General features: G+C 67.9%; 18 protein-coding genes and 1 pseudogene. 13 read left to right on the forward strand and 6 right to left on the reverse strand.

Features of this window, described 5'->3' with window-relative positions; genetic code table 11:
• From AC1DX8_RS01515 to AC1DX8_RS01540, 6 genes are all read left to right on the forward strand, one after another.
• Positions 1-429, forward strand: coding sequence for a hypothetical protein (locus AC1DX8_RS01515; protein WP_477628129.1), 429 nt, complete (start codon positions 1-3; stop codon positions 427-429).
• Positions 426-2,981, forward strand: a complete 2,556-nt coding sequence (locus tag AC1DX8_RS01520) for an ATP-binding protein (RefSeq protein WP_477628130.1) — start codon at positions 426-428, stop codon at positions 2,979-2,981. Before AC1DX8_RS01515 ends, AC1DX8_RS01520 begins: the two co-directional genes overlap by 4 nt.
• Position 2,982: 1 nt before the next feature.
• Entirely contained in the window at positions 2,983-4,992 is a 2,010-nt protein-coding gene (locus tag AC1DX8_RS01525; protein ID WP_477628131.1) for a hypothetical protein, read from the forward strand.
• Positions 4,993-5,282: 290 nt separating this feature from the next.
• Positions 5,283-5,621 (forward strand): hypothetical protein, encoded by a 339-nt coding sequence (locus AC1DX8_RS01530; protein ID WP_477628132.1) that lies wholly within the window; start codon positions 5,283-5,285, stop codon positions 5,619-5,621.
• A gap of 1 nt (position 5,622) precedes the next feature.
• Positions 5,623-6,765 (forward strand): C40 family peptidase, encoded by a 1,143-nt coding sequence (locus tag AC1DX8_RS01535; protein WP_477628133.1) that lies wholly within the window; start codon positions 5,623-5,625, stop codon positions 6,763-6,765.
• A gap of 142 nt (positions 6,766-6,907) precedes the next feature.
• Positions 6,908-7,456 (forward strand): hypothetical protein, encoded by a 549-nt coding sequence (locus AC1DX8_RS01540; RefSeq protein WP_477628134.1) that lies wholly within the window; start codon positions 6,908-6,910, stop codon positions 7,454-7,456.
• Positions 7,457-7,482: 26 nt separating this feature from the next.
• Here AC1DX8_RS01540 and AC1DX8_RS01545 read toward each other — a convergent pair whose 3' ends face one another.
• The 4 genes and pseudogenes from AC1DX8_RS01545 to AC1DX8_RS01560 form a co-directional block, all read right to left on the reverse strand.
• On the reverse strand, positions 7,483-8,022 hold the full coding sequence (locus tag AC1DX8_RS01545) for a flavoprotein (protein ID WP_477628135.1): 540 nt from the start codon (positions 8,020-8,022) through the stop codon (positions 7,483-7,485).
• Between the two features lie 4 nt (positions 8,023-8,026).
• Positions 8,027-9,064 (reverse strand): hypothetical protein, encoded by a 1,038-nt coding sequence (locus AC1DX8_RS01550; RefSeq protein ID WP_477628233.1) that lies wholly within the window; start codon positions 9,062-9,064, stop codon positions 8,027-8,029.
• Positions 9,065-9,241, reverse strand: a pseudogene (locus tag AC1DX8_RS01555) (helix-turn-helix domain-containing protein); the annotation flags it as partial.
• A gap of 98 nt (positions 9,242-9,339) precedes the next feature.
• Positions 9,340-9,684: a hypothetical protein gene (locus AC1DX8_RS01560; protein ID WP_477628136.1), complete on the reverse strand. Its 345-nt coding sequence runs from the start codon at positions 9,682-9,684 to the stop codon at positions 9,340-9,342.
• A 308-nt stretch (positions 9,685-9,992) separates the two neighbouring features.
• Here AC1DX8_RS01560 and mobF point away from each other — a divergent pair, with 308 nt between their 5' ends.
• The 5 genes from mobF (at position 9,993) to AC1DX8_RS01585 (ending at position 17,118) form a co-directional block, all read left to right on the forward strand.
• The gene (gene mobF / locus AC1DX8_RS01565) at positions 9,993-13,670 is read left to right on the forward strand and encodes a MobF family relaxase (protein WP_477628137.1); all 3,678 of its coding nucleotides are present in this window, start codon (positions 9,993-9,995) and stop codon (positions 13,668-13,670) included.
• Entirely contained in the window at positions 13,667-14,167 is a 501-nt protein-coding gene (locus AC1DX8_RS01570) for a hypothetical protein (RefSeq protein WP_477628138.1), read from the forward strand. The genes mobF and AC1DX8_RS01570 overlap by 4 nt, the downstream gene beginning before the upstream one ends.
• 888 nt (positions 14,168-15,055) lie before the next feature.
• A complete protein-coding gene (locus tag AC1DX8_RS01575; RefSeq protein ID WP_477628139.1) occupies positions 15,056-15,517 on the forward strand; it encodes a MerR family transcriptional regulator in 462 nt (153 codons plus the stop codon).
• 94 nt (positions 15,518-15,611) lie between these two features.
• A complete protein-coding gene (locus AC1DX8_RS01580) occupies positions 15,612-16,007 on the forward strand; it encodes a (R)-mandelonitrile lyase (RefSeq protein WP_477628140.1) in 396 nt (131 codons plus the stop codon).
• A gap of 73 nt (positions 16,008-16,080) precedes the next feature.
• Positions 16,081-17,118 (forward strand): NAD(P)-dependent alcohol dehydrogenase, encoded by a 1,038-nt coding sequence (locus AC1DX8_RS01585; RefSeq protein ID WP_477628141.1) that lies wholly within the window; start codon positions 16,081-16,083, stop codon positions 17,116-17,118.
• A gap of 732 nt (positions 17,119-17,850) precedes the next feature.
• Here AC1DX8_RS01585 and AC1DX8_RS01590 read toward each other — a convergent pair.
• On the reverse strand, positions 17,851-18,444 hold the full coding sequence (locus AC1DX8_RS01590; RefSeq protein ID WP_477628142.1) for a TetR/AcrR family transcriptional regulator: 594 nt from the start codon (positions 18,442-18,444) through the stop codon (positions 17,851-17,853).
• Positions 18,445-18,535: 91 nt separating this feature from the next.
• Between AC1DX8_RS01590 and AC1DX8_RS01595 the strand changes: the two genes are divergently transcribed.
• On the forward strand, positions 18,536-19,096 hold the full coding sequence (locus tag AC1DX8_RS01595) for an NADPH-dependent FMN reductase (protein WP_477628143.1): 561 nt from the start codon (positions 18,536-18,538) through the stop codon (positions 19,094-19,096).
• Positions 19,097-19,146: 50 nt separating this feature from the next.
• Here AC1DX8_RS01595 and AC1DX8_RS01600 read toward each other — a convergent pair whose 3' ends face one another.
• Positions 19,147-19,794 (reverse strand): TetR/AcrR family transcriptional regulator, encoded by a 648-nt coding sequence (locus AC1DX8_RS01600; protein ID WP_477628144.1) that lies wholly within the window; start codon positions 19,792-19,794, stop codon positions 19,147-19,149.
• 128 nt (positions 19,795-19,922) lie between these two features.
• On the opposite strand from AC1DX8_RS01600, the gene AC1DX8_RS01605 reads away from it, so the two are divergent.
• Complete coding sequence (locus AC1DX8_RS01605; RefSeq protein WP_477628145.1) at positions 19,923-20,960, forward strand: aldo/keto reductase; 1,038 nt, start codon at positions 19,923-19,925, stop codon at positions 20,958-20,960.

Consider the following 20,960-nt stretch of genomic DNA (forward strand, 5'->3'; position numbering starts at 1 on the left):
ATGCGACTTCCTGTCGACGACGAGATCTACAACGTCAACGCCGTCTGGCTCGGCCCGCCGAACAAAACGCTTCCCTTCCGGGCGCGATACGTCGCGTATGCCGTAGGCGCGCTCGTGTTCGTCGTGCTCCAGGTCATCGAACGACGGCTGGGCATCGGGCTCGGGTTCTTCAGCCTGGCCTACAGCCTGCTGGCCACGGTGGGCCTGACGCGGCTGATCCTCAACGTCGTCGACGCCGACCGCCCGCTGGCTTCGGCGCTCGCTGGTTTCGCGCACGAGGTCGGCGCGCCACGACAGCGCACCAAGCCGACGGTGGGCGTCCTGCGGCCGGCCGGGGTGCGTGCTGTCCCCACGCGCCTGAGCCGGGCTCAACGCAAAGCCACCCGGCGCGCACCCAAGGACGGCCAGGCACAGGAGGTGGCGGCATGAGCGCCAAGGCAGGACTGGCCCTGCGCCGGATCAGCGGCCACTGCACCGTCACCGCGGACAAGATCTACGCCTGGTACCTCCTCGACGCTCAGGGTTGGTCGTTCCGTCCGGACAGTGTTCGCGAGCAGCTCATCATTGACGGCGCCGACGTGTTCGCCCAGCTCGTCAAGCGGAGCCTGCACATCCGGGTCACGACCCGTCCCTACCCGGTGAGCCGGTGGGCCTCGGCCCACGACCAGAACGCCCCGGCTCCGCTCCCCGTGTGGCGCGACTACCTGATGACCGACCAGCACCACCTGTCGGGTCGGAGCATGGCCGACAAGGAGGTCTACGTCGGGGTGGAGATCCCCGCACGCAAGGGCCTGCACAAGGCGCTCGGCGGGTTGGCCGGGACCTTCTCCGACCGTGAGGTCGCGGCCCTGTCCAAGCACATCCGGGCCACCGACGAGATCATGGCTTCCCCGGGAATGGACGGCGCCCCCGTCACCCCGCGGCAGCTCGAGTGGCTACTGCACCGGTCCTGCTCGCTCGGCCTGCCCGCACCGCTGACCTTGGGCGCGGTCGACGACGGCCGCTGGGAGGAGGAGGACCTCCACGAGTTCACCGACCACGTCCAGTGGTTCGCCGAACCGTACGCCCGCACGCTGCGCGTCGTCGGGGAGAACGAGGACCAGCGGGTCGAGCGCCACGTCTGCATCCTGTCCGTCGGCCGGATGACGGACCTCGAGATCCCCGCCGGCATCCCCTGGATGCAGCGCACCGACCAACTCGGGTTCCCCGTCGAGTGGTCGGCCCGCGTCACCGTCGACGACTCCGCGAAGGTCGGCATGGCGATGCGCCGCAACATCCAGAAGATCCGCGCCCAGAAGGACCACTACGAGCTCGAGCACCACGAGCCCGCCCCGGGCGCGCTCGACCGCCAGGCCGACAAGGCACTCGGTGTCGAGGATGAGATCTCGATGGGCCTCTCCGGGCTGTCGACCCGCACCACCGGCTGGTACCGCCTCGCCGTCTCCGGCGCCTCGGAGGAAGAAGCCCTCGAGCGTGCGAGCCTGCTGCGCAAGCTCTACACCCCGCAGATCACCATTGCCCGACCTGCCGACCAGTACGCCGTGGCGCGCGAGTTCATCCCGGGCGAGAAGCTGGCGTCGACGGCATACAAGCGGCGTATGCCGGTGACCACCCTCGCAGCCGCCGTCCCGGCCGCGACGGCGAAGGTCGGCGACCGGGTGGGCATCCACCTCGGCGAGACGTCGGGCACCAGCGCCCGCGTGGTCACGTGGGAGCCGTGGGAGACCACCGAGCGCCGCGAGGAGTCCGGACTGGCCGTGCTGTGCGCCGGCCTGGGTGGTGGCAAGTCCACCGCGGGCGGCAACATCATCTACCGCACCGTCCTGCAGGGCGTTCCTTGGACGGTGCTGGACCCTTCCGGCCGGTTGACCGCCCTCTGCCGTCTGCCCGAGCTGGCCGACGTCTCCCAGGCGATCGACCTCCTCGATGCCCCGCCCGGGGCACTGTCGACCTACCGCGTCATCGCCGAACCCCGGCGCGAGCACTACGAGACCGACCTGGACTGGCGGGCCGCCCAGGACCAGGCGAAGGAGACCCGTCGCCTGCTCACGTCCAGCGTTCTGCGGGCGATGCTGCCGCGACAGCTCCAGGAGCATGTGCTCACCGAGGTCGCGCTGATGCGCGCGGTCGGAGCCGTCAGCGCGAAGCAGACCGCCTCCCCCAGTGATGTCGTCACGGAGCTCCGGAACCTGACCGGAGACCCGGACCTACAGCGGCACGCCGGCTACATGGCCGACTTCCTCACCGAGGCGGGCAAGACCAGCCACGGCCGCCTCATTTTCCCGCCCGGTTACCTGCAGGACTACAACCGCACCGACCCACTGCTGACGGTCTACAGCCTGCGCGGGCTCGCCCTGCCCGACGAGTCCACCGCCAACAGTGAGGACCTCGACGAGCGGCTGTCCATGTGCGTCCTCTACCTGGCCGCGTGGCTCACGCAGCGCGGGATGTACTTCGGGGATATCAACGCCCGCAAGGGAATCTTTATCGACGAGGCGTGGGCGCTGTCCACATTCAGCACCGGCCGCCGGTTCATCGACCGCGCCGCCCGCGACTCCCGCAAGCACAACACCCGGGTGCTGATGGCCTCCCAGAACCCGTCCGACCTGCTCAAGCTCGACCTCGCCAACCTGGTGTCCGCCGCGTTCATCGGCCGGCTCACCGGAGAGGACGCGCAGCGCGACGCGCTGCGGTTCCTGCCCGGTATCCGCGAAGGCATGGGCTACGAGTCGATCTTCGGCACCCTGTCGCGCCCCACCCGTGAGGGCCGGCGCGGCTCGCGCGAGTTCATCTTCAGCGACGGCACCGGTGGCATCGAGCGGATGCGGATGGACCTGTCCGCGCACCCGCAGCTGCTCGACGCGCTCAACACCACGGCGCAGCCGGAGAAGGCGCTCAACCGGGTCATCCGCGAGGAGATCGAGTCGGGCGCGACCGCTCGGGTGGCCCTGCCCGAGGGCCATGAGCGCGAGAGCGCCTGACATGACGGATACGCTTCGCGTCGCGATATGCCGCGTCCTCGCCATCGGCGCGATCGTCGCCGGGGCGCTCGTCGCCCTGGCCGGTGGCGCCGACGCGTCCCCGATGATCCCGGGCGTGCCGGACTGCAAGGACGCCCCGACGGCGCAGCTACCCGGGAATGGCATCACCGGGTTCCTCGACCCTGGCCCGGCCACCCCACCTCACCCTCTCGACCCGTTCGTCGCGAACCCGTCGACGAGCGTGTACGAGCAGTACGGCTACGCGGGTCTCGGCTGGCACACCTACGACCTCGGTTGCGGTGGTGGGATGCGTGACGTCGAGGCCAGCATCGACACGGCCGCCGGCAACTTCCTGATGTCGTCGGCCATCTGGGGCACCGCCGCCTCCAACGGGTTGCACAACAAGGTCGCCCACCCGGAGCAGTACATGGCGCCACTTGACGACGTCGTCGCCGGGGTCACTCAGCGGCTGCACGACTCGATCTGGAGCCCGTGGGGTGCCACCGCGCTCGTCGGGGTTGGCGCGATGCTGCTCCTCTACTCGATGAACGGGCGGCTCTCCTCGGTCACCTCCTCGGCCGCCTGGGCGCTTCTCGTCCTGGCCGTCGTGGCCGGTATCGGGCAGTACCCCACCCGCGTCGCCACCTTCTTCGACCACACCGTCTCCTCCAGCGTCGCCTCCATCAACGCCGGAGTCAGTGGCCTGACCAACCTCCCATCGTCCTCGGACCCGGCACGCGCCCAAGGCGCCCTCGTCGTCGACCGCGTCCTGTACGACAACTGGCTCCGCGGCCAGCTTGGTTCGACAGACTCGGCCGCGGCCAAGAAGTGGGGCCCCGACCTGTTCAAGGCCAGCGCGTTCACCTGGGCGGAGGCCAAGCAGGCCGAACAAGATCCGGCCGCGGGCAAGCGAATCGCCGAGACGAAGGCCGAGAACTGGAAGAAGACCGCAACCCAGGTCCAGCAGGACGACCCTGTCGCCTACGGGTACCTGCAGGGCAAGTCCGGCGGCCGCGCAGGCACGGGCCTGATGGTGGCGCTCGGGTCTACATTCAGCCTGTTGTTCCGACTGGTCGCCGACATCTTCCTCTTCGCGGGCCTGGTCATGCTGCGGTTGCTAGTCATGCTGTTCCCCGCGGTCGCGGTCGTCGGTGTGATGGCTCCTATGGCATCCGTCGTACGCCGCGTGTTCTCCATGGGTGGCGCCGCGGTCGTGAACGTGGTCGCCTTCTCCGCCGGGTCGGCGGTCCACACGACGGTCATCTCCGCCGTCCTGGCCCGAGCCACCAACACAGGCATGGGCGTCCTTGGCCTGGTCCTCTGCCTCGTCACCACGGTGGCGGCGTTCGTGGTGCTCTTCCCGCTGCTCAGCTTCTCCAGCATCCTCGGCCAGTCCGGCGGGCCGCGGTGGCTCAAACGCGGCGGCCGCGAAGGGTGGAACTACCTCTCGCGCCGGTCCGCCACCGAGCATGGAATCCGAGACGCGAACGAGGACCTGACCGGGGAAAGCCAGGAGCAGACGGCGCGTTCCGGCTCCGCGCGCGATCGAGCACCTGCCTTCGGATACGTGACTCACCCTCCCGCCGAGGCATTTGGACGTCCTGCTCAGCTTCCCGCCGTCGGCGCGGCCGAGCGAGCCTTGCCCTACCCGCAACACCTGCAGCTCAGCGCCGTCGAGGCTCCTCGCGATGAGTGGAATCGCTCTTCGGCCGTGGCCCGGGAGGCTGCGGCAGTGGAAGGCGACGGGGCCGATAGCCGTGACGACCCGGCATACGCCCTCGCCTCGAGCGTCCCCGAGACACGTGCGGGCGAGGCGCCGTCATTCGCCCAGCCGCGTGGGGCGTTGGTCACAGGGGTGCTCGTGGACCAGGTCCCCACGAACGCCCGCGAGCTGCCGAACCTGGCCCACGACTCGCAGACCGAGGTCCGACCGGACGGGGTCGGCCCTCGGGTCTACGACCCCTACATCAAGCGCACCGTGCTCAGCGTCCAGCGGCGGCCCGAGGAATGACCGGGGCCTCGCTGAGTCGAGCCGCGCGATGGCCCCTGTGGTCGTGGCGCAACCTCGTCATCACCACGATCGCCACCCTCGCGCTGCTCGCCGGGGTAGGTCGCCTGACCGACACGCTGAGCGCGGACTCCTCGTCGTCCTCGAGCGCCGTCGGCCCTTCGTCGGCGCCAACGGTCCCTGCGGCCAGTCTGCCCGCGACGTCACCACCTTCCGGTCCGGCGACCACCGCCGCGCCGACGACAAGTGCCCCTTTAGCCGCGACCCCGGCCAGCAAAGGATCCCCGGTCGACGTGGCCACCGCTCTCGTGACGGCATGGGCAAAGCCCGGCGAGGGTGAGTCGCAGTGGCTGGCCGGGATGAAGCCCTGGGCCACCGCAGACCTGGTGTCCTCGATGGCCGGCACCGACCCCACCCAGGTGCCGGCAACCAAGGTCACCGGCGACGCGGCCCTCCGGGCGATCAAGGCCAGGACCGCAACGGTCAGCGTCCCGACCGATGGCGGGCGGGTCGCGGTGGAGCTGGTCCAGCAGTCAGGGGCGTGGAAGGCAGACTCGCTGGCCCCCGACGACGCCCCACCGGGCGCGCCCACGCCGGCCCTCGGCGCTACCACCGCCGGCTCCGCAGGCTGACATGCCCGCCCCGGTCGTCGCCGCAGGACTGCAGGTCGCGCGCAAGGTCGTGCTGCGTCGCCTGCTTCGCATGGGTCTGGTGGTCCTGCCCGTCGTCGTGGTGGGCGCAGTGTCCGTCGGCCTGCTGACACTGCTCATCTCCGCTGGTGGCAACGAATCCAGCCCGGTGACCGGGTCGGGCACCTGCACCACGCTGGCGAGCAACTCGGCAACCCCAGCGGCGGGACTGACCCAGGAACAGCTGGCCAACGCCCAGACCATCGTGGCGGTCGGGCGGCAGTTGCGCGTCCCGGCATACGGCTGGGTAGTGGCCGTGGCCACCTCGCTCCAGGAGTCGAGCCTCAAGAACCTGCCCACCGGCCACCTGGACAGCGTCGGGCTGTTCCAGCAGCGCTCGGCGTGGGCGCCCGCAGCCGACCGACTCGACCCGGCCAAAGCCGCGCGGATGTTCTACGAGGGCGGCAAAGGCGGCCAGAAGGGGCTCCTCCAGATCAAGGACTTCCAGTCGATGCCGCTCACCCGCGCAGCCCAAGCGGTCCAGGCCAGCGCGTTCCCGGACGCCTACGCGCGCTGGGAACCACTGGCCCAACAGATCGTCGCCAATCCCAGCGTGCTGTCCGCCAGCTGTTATACCGCCGCCGACTACGTCGGTGACGGGACGCCGGGCTCGAACGTCGTCGCATCGGCGCTGCAGGAGCTCGGGAAGCCCTACAGCTGGGGCGGCGGCGGGATCGGAGGGGCCGGCACAGGTTTCGGGCCCGGCAGCGCCACGGTCGGGTTCGACTGCTCGTCCCTCGTCCAGTACGCCTACCACCAGGCCACCGGACTCACCTTGCCGAGAGTCACCGACGCCCAGGCAGCCGCCCTCCCGCACGTGCCACCGGGTTCCAAACTGCGCGCCGGCGACCTGCTCTTTTTCCGCTCCCCGGGCGACCCTCCGGGCAGCTACCACCACGTCGGGATCTACGACGGCCAAGGAGGCATGGTGCACGCACCGCGAACCGGCAAGACCGTGGAGGTCGTGCACGACGTCCTGAAGAACCCGTACTTCGCCTCCCAACTGGCCCTGGTCGCCCGCCCAGAAGTGGCTGCGGGCGGGGGCGCTGGCCCGGGCGCGGGAGCCCACCGCGGCGGCCATGGCTGATCGAGAGCCACTCGACCAAGAACTCGCTAGCCTCCTGGCGGCGGACTCGCGGGCGACTGCTGTCGGGAGCGTCCCGGCGCTCCTGATCCGTCGAGCGCGCGACCTCCGCGAAACCTTGGTGGGCAAGCGGGCACGCTTCCTGATGACGAGCCACTCCCCGAAGGGCGACTGGCTCGCGCACGGCTGGAAGGACGGCCTGCGGGTCGTGTCCGAGGTCGTGGGGGCTTTGAGTGGCCTCGACGAACCCGCCGTGTGGATCCAGGAGGAGCGCGAGTACTACGGCGACACCGAGAGCACCAACCGCTTTGCCGTCGGGCTCTCGCGCGTCTGGGTGGAGCAGTACATCTCGGCCCCGCCTCCCAACACCGACTCAGGCCCGGCTGTCGGTGGCCTAGGTGTCGGCAGGGAGTCCTGGATCGACAACCTCAACAGGGACCCCAACTCGCCCGAGCTCCGGAGCCTTCAGTCGGCCGAAGGCCACCCCGACCCGGTGGGCGCTCGCGTCGTCGTCGTGGGCGACCGCCTCGAGACGGATCTGCGCGCTGTGAGTCCGGTGCGGATGACCGACAACGGTGAGTCGGCCATCACGGTCATGTCCGAACGCGACTGGTACCGATGGGCGCGCGACTACCCGGCGGCACCACATCCCTCATTGCGGTGGGAACGCGCAGCCCACGTCTGGGTCGAGTAGGCGACACGCTGCCGCCCTCGCGCGTGTCAGTCGATTGACGAGCCGGTGGTGGCCACATCGGTCAGGCGAGCCACGATCCAGGCTGGATCAAAACGCTCGACGATTTCCTCACCCGTTCCAGATCTAACGGCCGTCGGCTCCGGTCCGCCGGACTGACAGTCGACGAGAGCGACCCCCGCCTGGGCCAACGTGCGAAGGTGCCCGTCGAGCGCGGGATGCCCCCAGAGTTTGTTGTTGATCATCGGCACAAGCACCATGGGGATCCGCTGTCCTAAGGCTTCGCACAATCGGCTGTGCGCGTAGGTGTCAGCAATACCGGTCGCCAGCTTCGCGACCGTGTTGAACGTCGCGGGGGCGACGACGACCACGTCGGGATCAGCCGAAGCCCGTTCGCCAAGGCCAAGGGCGGAGTTGAGGCCAGAGGCAGTGCCTTCATCCACCCAGGCGCCGGCGGACGGTGTGGCGACAACCTCTACCTGCCAGCCGGCCGCACCAACTGCATGGGCAATCTCGGAGCAGCGGCGCGCCAGGGGAGCACCCGTTACGACCAGCAGACACGACGGCATGCTCTTAGTGCAGCAGACCGGCGCGCGTGGCGAGGTCAGTCAGTGATCGTGTCTGCGCCTTCTTTCCCCGCGCGAGCATCTCCCGCACGAGTTCCTGAGCGATGACGTTGTGCCGGATGACCTCCGGCGCCGCGCGCTCGGCATCGAGCAGATGCAGGGTCGCTTCGGCATCGCGCTTGCGTTGAGCCTGCGCCCACGCCAAGTCCAACTGCACTTGGGCCCGCCGGCTCGCCAGACCGGACGGGAGTCGCTCCGAGTCGACGGTCGCGGCCGCCCGTAGCGCCTCGCCCGGGTCGCCGAGCTCGGCCGCGACCGAGACTCGATGTATCGCCACGTTGGTCGGCCCGAATGCCGTCCAGGCATGGTTGCCGTCTTCACCCAGCAGGTCGGCCAACCGCTGTGCTCGTTCGATCCGCTCCCAGGCGGTCCACCTCTCGGTCTGACGCGCGGCGATGACCGCAGCGATCAGCCAGAGCGCACCGCACAACGAGACGATGATGGGGGAGTCGGAGCGCGCCCCGCGCTCCAGCTTCTCGGCCATGCCGACGGCCAGGTGTTCGGCGTCCTGAGGCTGTTCCGCTCGCAGCACGGCGCAGGCAACTTGGTAGGCCGCCATCCCGGATGCAACGTCGGACTCAGCCGTGTAGGCGGCCGCCGCGGCACGGTCGGCGGCGAGGATCGCCAGATCGGCAGATCCCAGCTTGGTCACCAGTTTCGCTGCCGCGGCATACGCCGACACGTAGACCAGATGACCTTCCCGTTGGTCGGGACTCTGGGCGAGTTCCAGACGTAGCCGTTCCGCCTGCCCGAGCAGCGCCGGGAGCTCGCCGATGACCTGTTCGTAGTGAGCGGCCTGGTAGCTGCGATGCACCGCCACCACCTGGGTCTGCAACTCCGCAAGAGTCAAGGCGGCGGGTGTCGAGTCCCCGAGCATGTGGTCATACCTCGTCATGCAGGTACGCAGCTCGGCCAGCCCGGTTCCGAATGCCCCGCCGTTGGGCGCGTACTGCCAAGGCCGTCCCGAGAGCGATTCGACGTCCACGTGCAGAACCCTTGCCATGTCCAGAAGGACTGACAGCCGGTCAACGGAACGCACGCCCCGCTCGACTTGGGATAGCCAGGACTCGGAGCGCCCGACCAAGCCCGCCAGGGCGGCTTGACTAAGGCCGCGACGACGCCGGTACGCCGCGATCCGTTCTCCAACCGCCCCGCTTGCCATGATGCGACCCTTCGAGATCTCTGAGGACACACCCTTGAAATATAGCCAAAGGAGGACAAACGACCACAGGAGTCCTCTTGGCTGTGGACCACTGCCCGTTAGGACGGCGATGCGGTAGGCCTCTCGGCCGGCTCGGGCGCGCGTGTGCGGTCGGCGGCACGGACGGCTGACCGAAGCACCTTCGCCGGCAGGTCTAGGAGGGCCGCAGCCCGTTCGATGCCGGATACGGACACCAATTCCGCCTTGGCGAGGTTGAGAAGCCCCTCCGCGGTCTCGATTCGGGAATGGTGCTGACGAACAAGGGCGTCGAGCTTCGCTTGTGCCGCTTCCTTTGCCGCGTCGGCGGCATGGACCGCGGCGACCGCCTCGCTTTCCTTCTGCTGCGCCTCACGAAGTCGATGGCGAGCTCGTTCGTCCAAAGGCCTGCGGTTGGTACGGGACATGGCAACGCTCCTGGTTTCGGTTGTCCAACTTGATGCGTCGTCTACCCCTCGTCCGGTACACCGCTGCCTTCGGTCTTCGGGCCTGACTCTTCCCCGTCTCCGGGCTGCCCGTCCGATGGACCGGCCTCGCAAAGCCGTCCGCAACGCGACACTCCGCTTCCTGACGCTTCACCATGGCGCCCTCTCCATCACCACACCTCTGGCATCCGAGGCCCCAAGGCCCGCTCGGCGTGTATCGCGACGGCGGTAGTCGGTGCGACGGAACGCCGCAAACGGCGTGCATTGAGACGACGGAATGGACCGCTCAGATGACGATGTCGATCCGCCGGATGACGCTCGGCAGTGGCTACAAGTACCTGATGAGCTCGGTCGCGCAGAGCGACGGGGCCTCCCAGCAGGCCTCCGCTTTGACTCGCTACTACGCGGAGTCCGGCACCCCGCCCGGGCGGTTTCTCGGCGAGGGTCTCGCAGGCCTCGATAGTGGGAACGGCGTCAAGCCGGGCAGCCAGGTCACGGAGGAGCACCTCTTCCGGATGCTCGGCATGCTGCAGGATCCCCTGACTGGTGAGCAGCTCGGCCGTCCGCCGCGACGACCCGCCACCTCATACAGCGATCGGGTGGCCAACCGGATCGCTCGCGAGCTGGTAGGGGTCAGTGGCAAGAAGCGGGAGGAAGCGGTCCTCAACATCAAGCGCGACGAGCGCATCGCGGAGACAAGAATGTCCCGCGCAGTCGCAGGATTCGACCTCACCTTCAGCGCACCCAAGAGCGTGAGCGTCACGTGGGCCCTCGCGGACGCCGGGACGCAGGGCGTCATCTACGACGCGCATCAGGAGGCCCTTGCCTACGTCGTGGCCTATGCCGAGCGGAGCGTCTTCAGCTCCCGGTCGGGGAAGAACGGCGTCGTCCAGGATGACGTCCGCGGGATCGTAGGCGCGGCGTTCGACCACTGGGACTCACGGGCGGGCGACCCGCAACTGCACACACACGTCGTCGTGATGAACCGGGTGCAGGGCCGAGACGGGACCTGGCGGACGCTCGACTCCCGAGCACTGTTCCGCTCCGCCGTTGGGCTCTCCGAGTTGTACAACGGCGTCCTCTCCGATCTGCTGACCGAAGCCCTGGGCTGGGGATGGGACCCCACCCGCCGAGCCCATTCGCCGGTCCCCAAGTACGAGGTGGCTGGCGTGCCTGAAGCCCTGCAAAGGGAATTCTCCAGGCGTTCGTCGGCCATCGAAGCCGCCACCGACAAGCTCATCCCTGCCTTCGTGGAGGCCCACGGGCGCGGACCCAGCAGTCGGGAGATGCTGCGGCTCCGCCAACGCGCCACCTTGGAGACCCGGCCGGACAAGCACGTCCAACCCTTGGCCGAACTCGTCAGGGCTTGGCGCGCAAGGGCCCAGAGCGTCCTCGAGGCCGAGCCGGTCCCGTGGGTCAACAGCCTGGGGGAGAGGAACGACCTACCACTGCTGCGCGGCGACGACCTCACCAACGAGATGCTCGCCGAGGTTGCCTCCATCGCCGTCGACACAGTCGCGACCAAGCGGGCGACCTTCTCCCAGGCCAACGTCTTCGCCGAAGTTCTGCGGCAGGTACACGGTGTTCGATTCGCCAGCCCCAACGACCGGATGGCCGTAGTCGAGCGCACCGTGGGCCTCGCATTGAACGAGTCGCTGTCCCTCAGGGCCCCGGATCTGGCGCACACGCCAACACCCTTCACCAGATCGGATGGGACTTCACGCTTTCGCGCTCGCGGGCACGAGGTCTACACGACGCAGGCTCTGCTGGAGGCGGAGGCGAGACTTCTGGAGGCGAGCCGGCGCGCCGATGGACCACGCACCGGCATACGAGAGGTCGCCGATGTGGCCGAAGCCAACTTGCCTGGCCGAGCGCACCCGCTATCCGCAGACCAAGCCCGCGCGGTCGAACAGATCGCGACATCTGGCCGCCCCCTCGACCTCCTCGTGGGACCTGCTGGCACCGGCAAGTCCACCAGCATGTCCGGACTACGGACCGTGTGGGAGAAGGCATTCGGCGCTGGCTCCGTGATCGGTCTTGCCCCCTCCGCGGCGGCCGCGAAGGTCCTGGCCCAGGAGTGTGGGCTCCCTACGGAGAACACAAGCAAGTGGCTCACCGAGCACGCGCGCGAGGCGGAACGGCTTGCCGAGATCGACCGTCTCCGGGCCAAGGCACACCGTCAGGGACCGTCGATGCGCACCGCGGTCCTGCGCAGGCGTATCGACGAGCTCACGGCCGAGGTGGTGCAGTGGCGGCTACATCCAGGCCAGCTCGTGATCGTGGACGAGGCATCCCTCGCAGGCACCTTCGGTCTGGACACACTCACGGAGTCGGCGCAGAACGCCGGGGCGAAAGTCGTTCTCGTCGGAGACTGGGCGCAGCTCAGTCCTGTCGAGGCAGGCGGAGCATTCCACCTGCTCGCCCGCGACCGTGACGTCGTGCCCGAGCTGACCGACGTTCGCAGGTTCGTCAACCAGTGGGAAAAGACGGCATCAGTGAACCTGAGGATCGGACGGTTGGAGGCCGTGGACGACTATCAGTCCCAGGACCGTGTCGAGGGCGGCGACCGCGAGTCGATGCTCGATCTGATGTATGCCGCGTGGCGCGAGGACGTCGCGGCTGGTCACCGCTCGCTGATGATCGCCTCGGACAAGGAGACCGTCGCCGCCCTGAACGAACGGGCGCGAGCAGATCTCGTAGCCGCAGGCCGGGTCGCGCGAAACGGCATACATACGAACAGCAGCGCACACATCGCTGTTGGAGACCTTGTGGTCACTAGGGAGAACAACAGGCGCCTCTCGTGCGGCCGGGGGTGGGTCAAGAACGGCGATCAATGGGTCGTGGTGGCCGTCGCCACCGACGGTGCGGTGACCGTTGCCCGCACCACCGGGATGGGTATGCCGTGTGGCCGGCAGGTTGTCCTTCCCGCCGACTACGCGCGGGAGCACCTCGAGCTTGGGTACGCCACCACGGCGCATCGAGCCCAGGGTAGGACCGTCGACACTGCTCATGCGTTCGTATCGGTGACGACCCAGCGAGAGGTCTTGTACGTCTCTGCCTCGAGGGGTCGTGAGTCCAACAGGCTCTACGTCGACACGATGTACGACCCCGATATGGATACCCAGCACGGCACTCCGATGGAACGTGACGCCGGTGACGTCCTCCGAACGGTCCTCGAGGCGCGCGGAGCGGACCTTTCTGCCACCGAGACGATGGCCGCAGAATGGGCCGAGCAGTACTCCATCACGAGGTTGTGGGCGGAGTACGAAACGATTGCCGGTCTCGCGCAGCGTGAGCGGTACGACGCCCTCGTGCGCGGTTCCCTCGCTACTGATGACGACGTCCTGGACGTAACTGAGTCCGAGGCGTACGGCCCGTTGCTCGCCGCGCTGGGTGAGGCGGAGGCACTTGGTCTGGACGTCGAGCGTCATCTGCCGAGTCTGGTCGGAGGGCGGACACTGGCCACCGCCGATGACCCGACGGCGGTGCTCCATGGTCGAGTGGACCATTGGATTCATAGCGTTGATCGCTCGCGCCAGGTGAACTTGGAGCGGATTGCTGGTCTGTTTCCGAAACCGATCTTCACGGCTCAGTCGGACTTGCAGTCCGGCCTCGATGATCGCGCTCGCCTCATCGAGGAGCGAGCCCGAGCCGCTGCGGAAGCCGCTGTCGAGAAACGCCAGCCATGGGCGGCGCAGCTCGGCCGGCGCCCCGCTGATCCCCTGCGGTGCGATGAGTGGCTGCTGAGAGTGGCGACCGTGGCTGCCTACCGGCAGCGTTGGGGGATCACCGACCGCTCCGTCCTCGGAACGACCGAGCCGCCATCCGTTGAGCAAGTGACGCAGAGGCGCCTGGCTCAAGCCGCTGTCGAAGGGGCGCTCGCCATCACACGCGCTGAACGGGCGAATGTCGGCACCCTGGGGCACCCTGTTGAGCAGGGCATCACGAAGGAAGGGGTGCAGATGTGAGCCCACGGAGCGTAGCCGCTGCGTCGGCGCAGCTGGCGCACAAACGGACCGCCGCCTACGACGACGCGCGAGCCCTGGCCGTTGAGTTGGGCCGCGGCTCGTCCTCATGTGCCTTCGACGACTTGAACGCGGGGGTCGTCTTGGCACCCCATGAAACCGTCTATCGGTCAACCGAAGTATGGCTTCGGATGCAGACGTCAGGTGCCTGGGGGCAAGGTCAGCGGGCTAACGTCCTGATCAGCGACCAGCGACTCCTCTGTCGCCTGTTCGACGGACGATGGACCTCCCTTTGGTGGAACGGCGTCGTGGGCCTGCAGGTGGACCTCGCCGCGGAACACGTGGTTCTGGACTACGGAGACGGTGAGCCGATCGCCCTCTCAGGCATCCAGTCGGCCATCATCGGCGTCGGAGCCGTCGCCTTCGTTCAGGGTGTTGAGGGATTGATCCGTCACCGAGCCCTGGATCCATTGCGGGGCGCGCCGGTCATCGACGCGTGAGTGCGCCTCCGTCCGCCCGCAGAGCCATTATTGGAGTTGAGTCCAACGGTGATGGCGTGGACGCGAGTGCCACCTGATGCTTCGAGTGAACCTTCACAGCACTCTCTGAGTGAGCACGCCCAAGGGCGGAGTCTCCAGCGAACGTGCGCGGCGCCGGGAAAACATGCGGTACCGACCAATCAGCGGAGAGCGCGCATGGTTACAGGTGTCCACGGAGGCGGTGCGAGTCATACCAAGCAGGGGAGGGGTTGCATGCTGGAGGCTTGGGGGATTGCCATGGCCGGCCGGCTCAGGCTGCGCGCAGGCCTCGCGGTGTTCCGCGCCGCCCCGCCACGCCGACAGGGGTCCGTCCGGTCACCGAGCCCCCTCGTGACCGGACCGACCGCTCAGAGAGCGGGTCCCGCCCCGGCTCCCTGCCTGCCTCGTCCCGAACACTATTGCGATGGTCAGCGTGAGGTAAACAAAAGGTCAAATGGCGCGTCTGGTGGGGCCGGAGTCCTCGGATGCCCCAGTTCGTGCAATCACCTTCCCCAGCTCCTGAGACGGGGCGCGGGTTGCCGCATAGCGTTGGCGGCACCCCCACCTCCGAGGTCAGAGGTTCACCGAGGCGGGGGGCCTGGCGGCAAGGTAGTAAGGGCGCGTCGGCCCCTTGGACGCGCCGTGACCCGTGTCACGGGACATACGCCGTCAAACGGACGACGCCTCGGACCCGTATCGATGGGTGGACGGCGTCAGGACGCCCACTCGCTGCGCCAGACCGGGTGGTCCGCAAGGTGTACGCCAGCGCCATGAGCCACCTCAGTGGCCCCAAGCGATACCTCTCCCGCTCGTTGCAGACCAATCTCCCAGCTTTGACTTCAAGTACTTGAAGTTCCTAGCGTTGGGGACATGAGCCCAGTGACCACCCGGCACGAGTACACAATCAGGGAGGCTGCAGCGCTGAGCGGGTTGCCGGCCAGCACGTTGCGCTATTACGAGTCCATCGGGGTCATCGCGCCAGTGGGTCGCGGGGCGAGCAGCGGTCACCGCGTCTACGACGAGGCGGACCTCGACCAGATCATGTGGGTGGCGTGCCTCGCCGCCACCGGGATGTCCGTGAGCGGCATGCGCCAGTACGTCGCGAATGGGCGCCTGGGCCCGTCCGCCGCGGCCGAACAGGTCGAGCTGCTCACGGAGCAACAGCGTCGGCTGGCGCTGGAGGCCGAGCACCTGGTCCTGCGCCAGCGTTACGTCGCCTTGAAGATCGACTACTGGAACGCCGTTTCCGCCGGTAACGACGCGCGAGCCGAGTTGCTCTCTGGAGAGGCCGGCACGCTGGTGGACAAACTCAAGGGAGCCAGCAAGCCATGATCCGCTGCGGGCCCCGCCGTCAATCGCGGCGGCTGCACTTGTTTTTCTCCTACGAGCCGATCCCATCCGACCTGAAAAGAAGGAAGAGCACCACATGAAGTTCACCCAGAGCGGCGGTCAGACGGCGGTCGGCCCCAGCGACTGGTTCACCGGCACGGTCTACATCGACGGCATCCGCAACCCTGACGAGCAGTCGGCCGTCGGCTGCGCCCACGTGCGGTTCACCCCGGGCGCACGGACCGCCTGGCATCGCCACCCCAAGGGCCAGACCTTGTACGTTACCGACGGGATCGGGTACGTCGCGCGGCGCAGCGGCGAACCGCAGCAGATCCGTCCGGGCGACGTCGTCTACATCGAGCCGCACGAGGAGCACTGGCACGGTGCCACGGCCGACCGCTTCATGGCGCACGTCGCCATCCAGGAGGCGGACGACCACGGCCAGGTCGTGACCTGGCTCGATCCCGTCACCGACGCGGAGTACGGCGCCTGAGCCCTCGCTCCCTGGACAGCCGCCCAGCAAAGCCACCCAGCCACGCACTACCCAGACACGAAGGATCTTCCACATGCGCGTCAACGCCTATGCAGCACCCGCCGCCGGCCAGCCTCTGGCCCCCACCATGATCGAGCGACGCGAGGTCGGCCCGAACGACGTCCTCATCAAGATCGAGTTCGCCGGCATCTGCCACTCCGACATCCACACCGTCAACGGGGACTGGGGTCCCCAGCCCTTCCCCGTCGTGCCGGGTCACGAGATCGTCGGGTTGGTCGCCGAGGTCGGCGCGGACGTCAGCAACCATAAGGTCGGCGACCGTGTTGGCGTCGGCTGCATGGTCAACTCCTGCGGCGAGTGCGCCAGCTGCCTCAAGGGCGACGAGCAGTACTGCCTCAACGGGATGGTCGGCACCTATGCGGCCACCGACCGCGACGGCACCACCACTCAGGGCGGCTACTCGACCCACGTCGTCGTCGACGCCGACTTCGTGCTTTCCGTGCCGGAGGGCCTTGACCCTGCTGCTGCGGCGCCGCTGCTCTGCGCCGGCATCACCACCTACGCGCCGCTGCGGCACTGGAACACCGGTCCCGGCAAGAAGGTCGCCATCGTCGGCCTCGGCGGACTCGGCCACATGGGGGTGAAGATCGCCCACGCGCTCGGCGCCGAGGTCACCGTGCTGTCGCAATCGCTCAAGAAGCAGGAGGACGGGCTGCGGCTTGGCGCCGACCACTACTTCGCGACGTCGGACCCCGACACCTTCGAGCAGCTCGCGGGCACTTTCGACCTCATCGTCAACACCGTCAGCGCCGCTATCGACCTCGACGCCTACCTCGGCCTCCTGGCCGTCGACGGCACCCTGGTCAACGTGGGCGCCCCCGCGGATCCGTTGAGTCTCAACGTCTTCTCGCTCATCGGCGCCCGTCGGTCTTTTGCCGGCTCGATGATCGGCGGCATCGCCCTCACCCAGGAGATGCTCGACTTCTGCGCCGAGCACGAGCTGGGCGCAGAGATCGAGGTCATCCCCGCTGACCAGGTCAACGAGGCCTACGAGCGGGTGCTCGCCTCCGACGTCCGCTACCGCTTTGTCATCGACACGGCGACTTTGTGATCGCTTCTTGACCGCCGCAGCTCGTTGGGATGTGACGGCCGACGGCGCGTTGGCGGCCGCATCCATCGCGGTCGCCCGCGCGTGCCGGCCGGGCTGCGCTGCCAACGTTTGGCTCGGCCGACCTTCGCTCTCCAATAGCAAGACAGGAGTAGGACCGTGGAGTTGCAAGGCCTTGGACTACGTCAACACGAGCGCGCTCATCGAGGACGGCTCGCCGTGCCTAGTTGCGTGCCTTACGTCGCCCCGCGGAGGCGGTTGTCAAGAATGGCTCGCCTTGGGCGGCGCACGTGGGCCGGGGTCCCGCGCCCCGCTTCGCCGCGAGGAGTGGATGTGGAGGCTGACCACAGTTGGCTGCCCGCCGGGAACGCAGAAGGATCTCCGACCGCTCGTCCTCGGAACCACCGAGCCGGCGTCTGTTAAGCAGGAGACGCCGAGGCGCCCGGCTCAAATCCCTGTCTAGATGGCGCTCGCCATCACCTCCGCTCAACGCGCAGATGTGGGCCTCTGGGGCAGCCGGCTAGCCTTCGGCTTCGTGTGAGCGGGGGCGAACCTCCGCCCCTTCGACTGTCATACATGGCGAGCCTGCAAGGCAGGCGCCTTCTTAAGAGGCGCGCGATATCTCGCCATACGTCCCCAACCGTGGATCACCGGGACTTCCTGCTGTCGTGCCGTGTCGGTTTGGCCGCACGGCTGTTGAGAGAGTCGAGCTCGGTGGGATCACCGCTGCCGTCCTCAACCCTCGACCACGCGGCGAGCAAGGTCTTCCCAGCCCGCGAGGAATCGGCTCACGGGGAAATCGTCAAGGCGCACCGTCTCCTCGACGATGACGGACTCTAAGGGTGCCAGCAGCGCCTTTGCGAGGAACCGCACGTCTCCACGCACCTCCAGGTGGCGCAACAGGTGGATCACGTGCAGGCTGGCGAACGATTCCACGGCGACGGAGCGGCGGCCAGGCTGCCCCGCTGCCTCGATGAGGCGAGCCGCATGAAGGCTGTATTGCAGACGCGTGTGGCCGAACGCGACCAGCCGCTCCCAGGGACCGACGCCTGGTCCAAGGGGCGGCGGCCCGCTCATGACCAGGGTCTGGAACTGTGCCTCACCGTGGTTCAGGAGCGCTGCCATAAGACCCGCTCGGCTGGCGAATCGCCGGAAGACCGTTCCTTTGCCGACGCCTGCCTCCCGGGCGAGGGCGTCCATCGTCACCGACTCGACGCCCTTCTCCTCGACCATGCGACGCGCAGCCGTGAGCAACGCCTCGCGGTTGCGAGCTGCATCGGAGCGCTCGGGGCGGGGACCTCCAAGCAGTGGGAGGAGGTCGCCACTCATTCCGGAAGTCTAAGGGCTGGGAATATAAGCGGACCATGGTCCGCTTATGCTCCTGGCAAAGCAATCCATACCCAGCCCCAAGGAGCCCCCCGTGACCGCTAACCCGACCACCCGTCTTGTCGTGCTTGTCGGCAGCCTGCGCCAGGACTCGTTCAACCGACGTGTCGCTGAGGCGGTGGTCGAGCGCGCCCCCGAAGGCGTCGACGTCGTGATTGCCGATGGGCTCGACGAGATACCCTTTTACAACGAGGACCTCGACGGCGGGTCTGCCCCGTCCTCCGTGCAGCGGTTGCGCGACCTCGTGGCTGGTGCCGACCGGGTGATGGCCGTGACGCCGGAGTACAACGGCACCATGCCTGCGGTGCTGAACAACGCCATTGATTGGCTGTCCCGGCCGTACGGGCAAGGCGCGATCGCGGGCAAGCCGTTCGCCGCGGTCGGTACGACGGCGAGCCAGTACGGCGGTCGGTGGGCGCACGACCACGCGCGCCGGTCGGCAACGATCGCGGGCGCGGTAGTGCCGGACCACATCGAGTTCTCGCAGACGACCACTGGCGTCGACGTGCTGGGCGACGACCAGGTCGTCAGTCGCCTGGTCGCGGCAGTGGAGTCGCTCGTGGCGGTCGAGCCGCGGGCTCGCGCCGTCGCTTAGCCCTCTGCGGGGACGGTTTGAGGCCCCTGGTTCGGGACGACATCACTGACCTAGGGCGTGTGTGGTCCGTCGCCCGGGGGAGTACGCCAGGCTGTCATGGTTCGGTTGATGTAGGTCTCGACGCTGGCAACGACGTCAGTGGTGGGGTCGAGCAGCCATTGCAGTCCGATTCCGTCCAGCACAGCGGTCACCAGACGCACCTCTAGGTCGATCTCGGCGGAGCTAAGCTCGGCGATCTCGCCGGTCTCTATGGCTTCTTGCAGATGTGCTGCAAGCGTACCCAGGTTGGCGGCGTAGCGATCCTGAATGAACCCATGGGCTGGATGGCTAGGGCTCGATGCCTCGGCGGCGATGGTCAAGAACAGTTCGAGCAGACCCCGGTTGGCCAGGTGGGCACGCATCACGTCTGGGAGGCGGCGGAAGTAGTCCAGCCCGGCCACATCGGTGAGCCGGGCTTCGACGGTGTGGCGGTCCCAGTCCGCCAAAACAGCCATCAGCAGCCCTTCTTTGCTGCCGAAGTGCTGAAGCACGGAAGCCGGCGACGCACCGATTCGATCGGCGATGGTGCGGACCGATCCGCCGGCATAGCCATATTCGGCAAATACTGCGGTAGCGGCGTCGATGATCTGCTCGCGCCGCCGCAGGCCAGTGCGGTAGGGCCCGCGCCCGCCGCTCACTGTGGTGTTGGCACGTGCCATTACCGTTGCTCGCCCCTCTCGCCGTGTTGACCAAACATTAACAGTCGTTTACGCTTTAAATTAGTAAACGACCGTTCATAGTTGAGTCGATGGTCGTTCCAGTGCAAGGTCGAGCAAGGGAAGCGCTAGTGAAGTACTCCGTCCTCGGTGGGACCGGTGTGAGGGTGTCGCAAATCTGTCTGGGAACCGCCACTTTCGGGGTGGCCCCCACGGCACAGCACGCCGATCGGGTCGTCGGTGCTGCGATCGACATGGGCATCAACTTCGTCGACACCGCCGACGTGTACGGCAACATGCCGGTCTTCGACCGCCCGGGAGCCCCGGCCGCCGCCGACCGTGAGCCCGCTGAACAGATCCTCGGCCGCGCCCTCCGCGGTCACCGCGACGAGATGGTGATCGCCACCAAGTCCAACGGCATCGTCGGACCCAATATCAACGACCGCGGCCTGTCACGCCGCCACATCATTCGCCAGGTCGAGACCAGTCTGCGCCGCCTGGAGACCGACTACATCGACCTCTACTACGCCCATGACCCGGACCCGGACACGCCACTGGAGCAGACCCTGGCGGTATACGACGATCTCACCCGGCAAGGCAAAATCCGATATGTCGGCCTCTCCAATCACCCGGCCTGGCAGGTCGTCCAGGCCCTATGGATCGCTGACGACCGGCGCCAGCACTCACCCGTCGCCGCGCAGGTGAAATACAACCTGATCGACCGGACCGCCGAACGCGAACTCACGCCGGCGTGCCAGCAGTTCGGACTGTCGGTCATCCCCTACGCCCCACTGCACGGCGGACTCCTCGCCGACCTTGGCGTCCTTGACCGCGACGTTGCCGGCGACCAGCGCTTCTCCGGAGCAGGATTCACTGACGCTGAAATCGCCATCGGCCGCGAAGTCGACCGGCTAGGCCAAACATGGGGTCTGCAGCCATACCAGGCCTCCTTGGCCTGGCTCCTGTCCCGCCCGGCGGTCTCCGCGGCCATCATCGGTGCCGAAACCATTGAGGAACTGCGAGCGAACGCCACCGCAGCCGACATCGAGCTTGAACCAGGGCAACTGGACGCCCTGACCGCGCTGGCCACAGAGGCCAAACACTTCTATCACCGAGCCGGTGACGGCCCGGAACGGCCGCCCTCACCCGGCTCGGTCACACCCAACTGA

Source organism: Pedococcus sp. P2_A3 (assembly GCF_056405035.1).

Coding starts and splice junctions, on each gene's coding strand:
- AC1DX8_RS01515 (WP_477628129.1), top strand. CDS start 1: ATGCGACTTCCTGTCGACGACGAGATCTACAACGTCAACGCCGTCTGG.
- AC1DX8_RS01520 (WP_477628130.1), top strand. CDS start 426: ATGAGCGCCAAGGCAGGACTGGCCCTGCGCCGGATCAGCGGCCACTGC.
- AC1DX8_RS01525 (WP_477628131.1), top strand. CDS start 2,983: ATGACGGATACGCTTCGCGTCGCGATATGCCGCGTCCTCGCCATCGGC.
- AC1DX8_RS01535 (WP_477628133.1), top strand. CDS start 5,623: ATGCCCGCCCCGGTCGTCGCCGCAGGACTGCAGGTCGCGCGCAAGGTC.
- AC1DX8_RS01540 (WP_477628134.1), top strand. CDS start 6,908: ATGACGAGCCACTCCCCGAAGGGCGACTGGCTCGCGCACGGCTGGAAG.
- AC1DX8_RS01545 (WP_477628135.1), bottom strand. CDS start 8,022: ATGCCGTCGTGTCTGCTGGTCGTAACGGGTGCTCCCCTGGCGCGCCGC.
- AC1DX8_RS01560 (WP_477628136.1), bottom strand. CDS start 9,684: ATGTCCCGTACCAACCGCAGGCCTTTGGACGAACGAGCTCGCCATCGA.
- mobF (WP_477628137.1), top strand. CDS start 9,993: ATGACGATGTCGATCCGCCGGATGACGCTCGGCAGTGGCTACAAGTAC.
- AC1DX8_RS01575 (WP_477628139.1), top strand. CDS start 15,056: ATGAGCCCAGTGACCACCCGGCACGAGTACACAATCAGGGAGGCTGCA.
- AC1DX8_RS01580 (WP_477628140.1), top strand. CDS start 15,612: ATGAAGTTCACCCAGAGCGGCGGTCAGACGGCGGTCGGCCCCAGCGAC.
- AC1DX8_RS01585 (WP_477628141.1), top strand. CDS start 16,081: ATGCGCGTCAACGCCTATGCAGCACCCGCCGCCGGCCAGCCTCTGGCC.
- AC1DX8_RS01590 (WP_477628142.1), bottom strand. CDS start 18,444: ATGAGTGGCGACCTCCTCCCACTGCTTGGAGGTCCCCGCCCCGAGCGC.
- AC1DX8_RS01600 (WP_477628144.1), bottom strand. CDS start 19,794: ATGGCACGTGCCAACACCACAGTGAGCGGCGGGCGCGGGCCCTACCGC.